Below are 7,586 nucleotides of genomic sequence, written 5' to 3' on the forward strand. Positions count from 1 at the left end.
TCTCATTGGTTAAGAAATAATTTTTAAAATTTCTCTTGGCTTTTTACATTCATTGCTAATTGTAATATAAGATTTAAATTCATCCATTAGCTCTTCGGTTAGGGCTTGGTCACTATAGATATTAGCGATAACTTCACCTACTTTGACAGAATCTCCTACTTTTTTCTCGAAAACAATACCTGTTTCATAATTGAGAGTGTCACCTTTAGTAGCACGACCGGCTCCTAATTTCATAGCATATTTACCAAATGCTAAAGCTGGTAGTTCAGAAATATAACCCTCTTCATCAGCCAAGACTTCTGTGACATGAGCTGCTTCACTCTTACGATAAAGATCATTCAAGTCTCCACCTTGAGCTTCAATAAGTTCTTCAAATTTAGATAGAGCTGCACCCCCTACTAAATGTTGACGAATTTCATCTGAACTAGCTTCAACACCTGCCAAGCTTAAAAGAATCTCTGCTAATTCACAAATGAACTCTGTAATGTCTGAACGACCCTTACCTTGCATAATTTCAATAGCTTCAATAATTTCAAGTCGGTTACCAATAGCTCTACCAAGTGGTTGACTCATATCTGTAATCACTGCAATTGTTTCTCGACCCACTTCACGACCCAAGGAAACCATTGTTTCAGAGAGACGCTCAGCCTCATCCAAACTCTTCATGAAAGCACCTTGACCTACCGTAACGTCTAGAAGGATCTTATCAGCTCCTGCAGCAATCTTCTTAGACATAACAGAACTTGCAATCAAAGGAATAGAATCTACTGTAGCAGTCACATCTCTAAGTGCATAAAGAAGTTTGTCCGCTTTAACAAGATGTTCTGATTGTCCAATAAGAGAAATACCAATGTCTTTAACTTGTTGAATAAATTCTTCTTTGGTACGTTCGACTTGATACCCTTTTATAGATTCAAGTTTATCAATAGTACCTCCAGTATGACCTAATCCACGTCCACTCATTTTAGCTACAGGTACGCCAAAACTTGCAACTAAGGGCATTAAAATGATTGTTACTTTATCTCCAACACCACCAGTTGAATGTTTATCAACTTTAACGCCTTCAATACAAGATAAATCATATTGATTGCCTGAAGAAACCATCTCTGTCGTTAAATCATGAATTTCACGAATGCTCATCCCTTTGTAATAGATTGCCATCGCCAAAGCTGAAATCTGATAATCTGGAATATCGCCAGATACATACCCTCGAATGAGATAAGCAATTTCTTCAGTGGTCAACTCACCACCATCACGTTTTTTTTCAATTAAATCAACTGTTCTCATAACCTTTCGCTTCTAATTATGTAATACCCCTTATCTTTTTTTATAATTTCAGAATTTCCAAAGACATCTTCCATCTTCGCTTTAGCAGAAGGTGCACCTTGTTTCTTCTGGATAACGATTGTTAAACTTCCACCTTGATTAAGGTAATCAAATGCCCCTTCGATAATTTCATGAACTACCTTTTTCCCTGCACGAATTGGTGGATTGGATATTATATAATCAAACTTTTCTGAGACATTTTCGTAGATGTTTGATTGGAATATCTGAGCGACTACTCCATTACGTTCAGCATTTTTTTTAGCTAAATCTATAGCCCTACTATTTATATCAATCATTGTTAATTTGACACCTTGGACCTTTGCTAGGCTAATTCCTAATGGACCATAGCCACAACCAACGTCAAGTAGGGTTCTTCCTCTTTGTAAATCTAAAGCATTGAGCAAGACCTGACTACCATAATCCACCATTTTTTTTGAAAACACACCAGCATCAGTATAAAAATGGAAACCTTGACCTAAGAGTGTTACATTAAGATCGTGAATATCATGAGCCGCATCTGGCGTCTCCGCATAATACATTTTAGACATATTTTTCCTTCTTTGTGTTCTTATCAAGTTGTAGAAACTGATAAGGCTTACACTAAGTATAACAGAAAAAAAAAGAGAATGCTATATAAAATGAAATGGAATTCATCATGAAAACACCTTGTTTCTTCAAGTAACTCTTGAGAAAGTAATTCTTGATATGAAAAGGCTTACAAAATCAGTATAGTATAGCATAGCAAAAAAAGTAATGTCAACAATTTATTAAAGGTTTAAATTTCTTTTTATTTTTTAATTTATTTTTTAGTATTTTGATAAGGCTTACATGAATTAGTAAATTCTGCTATAATTAAGCCATGTTAAACGAATTTATCAATTTTGAAACGATATCTCGGAGCGATTGGCAAAGATTCTATCAAGAAGATCAAGTATCACTAACTCCAGAAGAACTAGAATCCATTAGAAGTTTAAATGACAAAATTGACGTTCAGGAAGTGAGTGACGTCTATCTTCCATTAATAAATTTGATTCGTATCTATCAGCGAGCTGCAGAGGACCTCACCTTTTCAAAAGGGATTTTTTTGCAAAAAGCACAGGCTAATAGACCTTTTATTATTGGTGTCTCAGGGTCTGTTGCAGTTGGTAAATCGACAACCAGTCGCCTTCTGCAGCTACTTCTTCAAAGAACCTTCCCAAAGGCCAAGGTTGATATGGTGACAACAGATGGTTTTTTATATCCAAACCAGGTTCTCATAGATAAGGGAATACTTAATCGCAAAGGCTTCCCCGAATCCTACAACATGCCACTACTTCTCAATTTTCTAGATACCATAAAAAATGGTGGAGCTGTCAATATTCCTGTTTACTCACATGAAATTTATGATATTGTACCAGGACTTACTCAGGAAATTAATCAACCAAACTTCCTAATTGTTGAAGGTATTAATGTGTTTCAGAATCCCATTAACCAACGTCTCTATATGAGTGACTATTTTGATTTTTCTATCTATATTGATGCAGACGTGAAAAATATCAAAACTTGGTATCTTGAACGTTTTCAAACTCTTCTTGAACTTGCTAGTAAAGATGAAAACAACTATTACCATCGTTTTACCAAATTTACAAAAGAAGAAGCACTTTCCTTAGCGCAAAAAACCTGGCGAGAAATCAACTTGGTAAATCTAGAAAATTATATCGAGCCCACACGAAATCGTGCAGAGCTTATTCTTCATAAAGGAGATAACCATAAAATTGATCTCATCCACTTAAAAAAATAGAAAAAGCTTGCCAAGGGTCTTAAAATAACGTATAATGATATAGTTAGATAAATTTTGGAGGTGAAAACATTGGCAAATATTAAATCAGCTATCAAACGCGCTGAACTTAACGTTAAACAAAACGAAAAAAACTCAGCTCAAAAATCAGCTTTGCGTACTGCTATTAAAGCATTTAACGCTAACCCAACTGAAGAAGCATATCGTGCTGCATCAGCTAGCATCGATAAAGCTGCTTCAAAAGGTTTGATTCATAAAAACAAAGCAAGTCGCGATAAATCACGTCTTGCAGCTAAATTGGCTAACTAATTGAAAACTCCAGTAGGAGTTTTTTTCTTGTCATAATAACATAAAAATCCTGCTAACCATAAGCTAGCAGGATTTTTATTTGCTCATTAGACTCCGGGAATTTTAACTTCAAAAATAGTTCCCTTCGGCTGATTGTCCTTGACAAGTATTGTCCCTTTAAGAGCAAGAACAATCTGTTGTGCCAAAGATAAGCCCAATCCAAAACCACCTTTTTGTCTGGTTCTGGCTTTATCTACTCGGTAAAAACGATCAAAGATTTTTTTCTTATCTTCATCTGCAATACCTGGGCCATTGTCTGCCACTGAAATATAAAGATGACGATCATTAGTACGAACGGTGAAAGTCACATGACCATCATCTTCTGTATATTTGATAGCATTATCAAATAAAATTGTCATGAGCTGCTTCAATAGTGTCTTATCAGTTTGGATTGAGCGCCCAACCTGATTTTGAGCAGTAAACCCCTTTTCGCTTTCTTCAGCAATCATAGTATAATTGGTAAAGACAGTATCAAAGAAAGAAGGATTTAAGGTTTCAATTTCTGGTTTAATACCATCATCACGACGGGCCAAATTCAAGAGATTGGTCGTCAAAAGACGCATATTACGGACTTCATCTAGACTTGAAGCAATGTTCTCTGAATTATCTAAAACAGTACTCTCAGGCTTGCGGAAAAGAGCTTCTAGTCTGTTTTGAATCACAGCAAGTGGCGTACGTAACTCGTGGCTAGCATTTTCAACAAATGCCTTCTGCTTCTCCAGACTTTCCTGTATAGGCCGTCTCGACCATTTTGCCAAATACAAACTAGCCGCGATAGATAGTAGCCAGAAAAAGCTCATCATAATGACAATAAGTTTTACATAACGTTCAGTAGCATCTTCTAATTGCGTCGTATTGATTGCAATCACAATGTACTTAGCATCAGGATAGAGACTATTATCTACTTTTTCAGTAATCAAGCGGTAATTTTCCGTTTGGTCAAAATAGTTCTGAGCACTTCCCTTACTGATTACACCAATATTATTTTTATCTAAGGGTAAATTAGATAAGCTAGAAAATTTGTCGACAGCATTTAGGATATTACCATTCTTATCAAGAACTAACACACTAGTATTAGCCGCTACAGTCAAATCATGAGGAGCATCTTCAATTTTTGATTTGCTCTTTTTAGATTCGTTCTTAGAATCACTCGAACTAGGTACTTCGTCTGACGATGCTTTGCTATCATATTCTTGATAGATGGTTGCCGTATTATTTTGATCTGCATCAGAAGTCAGAAAAAGTTCCCGTTTTAGCATCTCCATTTCTAAATACGAATTGGCCTTAGTTGCTGCCGCTTTCAGACTAGAGTCAACATTGGAATAGACTCCATAACTGAGAATCTGCAAAATCATGACAGTCATGATAAGGAAAATACCAGAAAAAGTTGCAAAGAAATGGATGAAGGACTTAAATCCGTCTGACTTGATTCTCCTGAAGAGATAATTGAAAAATTTAGTCAGCATTCTTCAAAATATACCCCACACTTCTTAAGGTTTGTAGGTTGGTAGCAAAATCTGTCCCCTTAAGTTTTTTACGAATTTTCGAAACATAAACCTCAACAACAGAGACAGTGGTGTCACTATCAAATCCCCAAAGACGATCAAAAATTTGCGACTTAGGCAAGATAACGTTTTGATTTTGTAGGAAGTAGACTAATAAATCAAATTCTTTACCAAGAAGTTCTACTTCTTTGTCGCCCACAAAGGTTGAATTTGTAGCAAGATTGACACGAACATCTCCAAAAGAAAGAGTATTTTGATCAAATTTACCAGAACGTTTCAAAAGTGCTTGAATACGCATCTTCAATTCTTCTAAATAGAAAGGCTTGGTTAGATAATCATCAGCTCCAAGTTCGAAGCCATGCCCCTTATCGTCTAGACTTTCCTTAGCAGTCATGATAAGAACAGGAGTCGTTACACCTTTATCACGTAATTCTCTAAGAACTGTAAAACCATCTTTTTCAGGTAACATTAAGTCCAAGAGAATCAAATCATACACACCACTTTCAGCTTCGTAAAGACCTTCATCGCCATCAAATACTTGCATTACATCCGCAAAGTCATCTAAAAAATCAAAAACAGAGTTCGACAAACTCAAATCATCTTCTACTAGTAAAATTTTAATCATAATTATCCCCCTTGCTAGGTGTCAAAGATACAAAGAACACCTTGACTAAGTCTTATCATTATATCTAAAATACATCTAATCTTCTAGTGCTTTGCTCTTCTTTTATTTAGATTCATTTTACCATACTTTCCTTAAGTTTTTCATAACTAGTATAAATAGCAGCACCATAAGGTACTGCTTTATGTCCATCGTTCGTTATCCTTAGAATAAACCAACTGCTGTTCCATCTTCAGCAACATCCATTTTTAGGGCTGCAGGAGCTTTTGGAAGACCTGGCATGGTCATAACATCACCTGTGAGAGCCACGATGAATCCAGCACCTGTTTTAGGAACAAACTCACGAATAGTGATATCAAAGCCTTCTGGTGCTCCAAGCAAGAATTGGTTATCTGAGAAACTATATTGTGTTTTAGCCATACACACTGGCAATTTGTCCCAACCAAATTCTGCAAACTGTTTGAGTTGATTTTTAGCTTTTTTCTCGAAGACAACTGATTTACCACCATAGATTTCAGTAACAATCTTAGTAATCTTTTCTTCCAAGCTGTCATCATCCGAATAAAGACGTTTGTAATCAGCGTTGCCATTTTCAACAGCATCCACTACTGCATTAGCAAGGTCAATACCACCATCAGCACCATTAGCCCAAACGCTAGCCAATTCAACAGGAACATTGATTTCTGAGCAAAGTTCTTTAAGGGCTGCGATTTCAGCTTCTGTGTCAGCAACAAATTCGTTAATGGCAACAACCGCTGGAATTCCAAATTTACGTACATTCTCTACATGACGTTTCAAGTTTGAGAAGCCATCGCGAACGGCTTGAACATTTTCCTCAGAAAGGTCAGTTTTCGCGACACCACCATGCATCTTAAGAGCACGAAGTGTAGCAACAATAACGACAGCATCAGGAGTTGTTGGGAGGTTTGGAGTTTTAATATCAAGGAATTTTTCGGCACCAAGGTCTGCACCGAAACCTGCTTCAGTAATCGTGTAGTCTGCCAAGCGAAGTGCTGTAGATGTAGCTAGAACTGAGTTACATCCGTGAGCGATGTTGGCAAATGGACCACCGTGTACCAAGGCTGGTGTGCCATAAATTGTCTGTACCAAGTTAGGTTTGATGGCATCCTTTAGAATAAGTGTAAGCGCACCTTCGATTTCTAGATCACGTACATAAACAGGTGTACGGTCATAACGGTAGGCAACGACAATGTTAGCTAAGCGTTCTTTAAGGTCATTGATATCAGTAGCCAAGCAAAGAATTGCCATGATTTCAGAGGCTACGGTAATATCAAATCCATCTTCACGTGGAACACCATTGAGTGGACCACCAAGACCAACTGTTACGTGACGAAGAGCACGGTCATTAAGGTCAACTACACGTTTCCAAATAATACGACGTTGATCAATACCTAGGGCGTTGCCTTGATGAATATGATTGTCAAGAAGGGCTGACAAGGCATTATTCGCTGTAGTAATAGCATGCATATCACCTGTGAAATGGAGGTTGATATCTTCCATTGGAAGCACTTGAGCGTAACCACCACCAGCAGCACCACCTTTAATCCCCATAACAGGACCAAGAGATGGTTCACGAAGGGCAATCATCGTTTTCTTACCAATTTTGTTAAGAGCGTCTGCAAGACCAATTGACATGGTTGATTTACCTTCACCTGCTGGTGTTGGGTTGATGGCTGTTACCAAAATCAATTTTCCTGGTTTGTTGTCTTTGACTTCATTGATTTTATCAAATGACAATTTTGCTTTATATTTTCCGTAGAGTTCCAAATCGTCAAAGCCGATTCCAACTTTTTCAACTACTTCTGTGATTGGTTTTAATTCTACACTTTGAGCAATTTCGATATCTGTTTTCATGAGACACTCCTCTATATTTTTCTATGTACTATTATAACAAAGATTGATAAAAAACGCACTATTTTTAACCAATTACTTTGATATGCCCCCTGTCAAGTAGACAGGTTAAATATCTAATAGTAGTGTCTGTTTT

The 7,586-nt window shown here is 36.9% G+C and carries 7 protein-coding genes; 2 read left to right on the forward strand and 5 right to left on the reverse strand.

Annotated features, from left to right (window positions below):
• Positions 1–9 precede the first annotated feature (9 nt).
• Together RWZ99_RS05225 and RWZ99_RS05230 are read right to left on the reverse strand one after the other, a co-directional pair.
• On the reverse strand, positions 10–1,287 hold the full coding sequence (locus RWZ99_RS05225; protein WP_314676869.1) for a pyrimidine-nucleoside phosphorylase: 1,278 nt from the start codon (positions 1,285–1,287) through the stop codon (positions 10–12).
• Positions 1,284–1,874: a class I SAM-dependent methyltransferase gene (locus RWZ99_RS05230; protein WP_314676870.1), complete on the reverse strand. Its 591-nt coding sequence runs from the start codon at positions 1,872–1,874 to the stop codon at positions 1,284–1,286. Before RWZ99_RS05230 ends, RWZ99_RS05225 begins: the two co-directional genes overlap by 4 nt.
• Positions 1,875–2,185: 311 nt before the next feature.
• On the opposite strand from RWZ99_RS05230, the gene coaA reads away from it, so the two are divergent.
• Positions 2,186–3,106, forward strand: coding sequence for a type I pantothenate kinase (gene coaA / locus RWZ99_RS05235; RefSeq protein ID WP_314676871.1), 921 nt, complete (start codon positions 2,186–2,188; stop codon positions 3,104–3,106).
• Positions 3,107–3,175: 69 nt separating this feature from the next.
• Complete coding sequence (gene rpsT, locus RWZ99_RS05240; RefSeq protein WP_004182129.1) at positions 3,176–3,412, forward strand: 30S ribosomal protein S20; 237 nt, start codon at positions 3,176–3,178, stop codon at positions 3,410–3,412.
• Between the two features lie 86 nt (positions 3,413–3,498).
• On the opposite strand, the gene RWZ99_RS05245 is transcribed toward rpsT, so the two are convergent.
• The 3 genes from RWZ99_RS05245 to RWZ99_RS05255 form a co-directional block, all read right to left on the reverse strand.
• Positions 3,499–4,917 carry a HAMP domain-containing sensor histidine kinase gene (locus RWZ99_RS05245; protein WP_314676873.1) on the reverse strand — a complete coding sequence of 473 codons (1,419 nt, stop codon included), beginning with the start codon at positions 4,915–4,917 and terminating at the stop codon, positions 3,499–3,501.
• On the reverse strand, positions 4,907–5,581 hold the full coding sequence (locus RWZ99_RS05250; protein ID WP_314676874.1) for a response regulator transcription factor: 675 nt from the start codon (positions 5,579–5,581) through the stop codon (positions 4,907–4,909). The genes RWZ99_RS05245 and RWZ99_RS05250 overlap by 11 nt, the downstream gene beginning before the upstream one ends.
• Before the next feature lie 201 nt (positions 5,582–5,782).
• Positions 5,783–7,453, reverse strand: coding sequence for a formate--tetrahydrofolate ligase (locus RWZ99_RS05255; RefSeq protein WP_314676875.1), 1,671 nt, complete (start codon positions 7,451–7,453; stop codon positions 5,783–5,785).
• Between the last annotated feature and the right edge of the window lie 133 nt (positions 7,454–7,586).

Origin of the sequence: uncultured Streptococcus sp. (assembly GCF_963545685.1) — a bacterium.
Taxonomy (GTDB): domain Bacteria; phylum Bacillota; class Bacilli; order Lactobacillales; family Streptococcaceae; genus Streptococcus.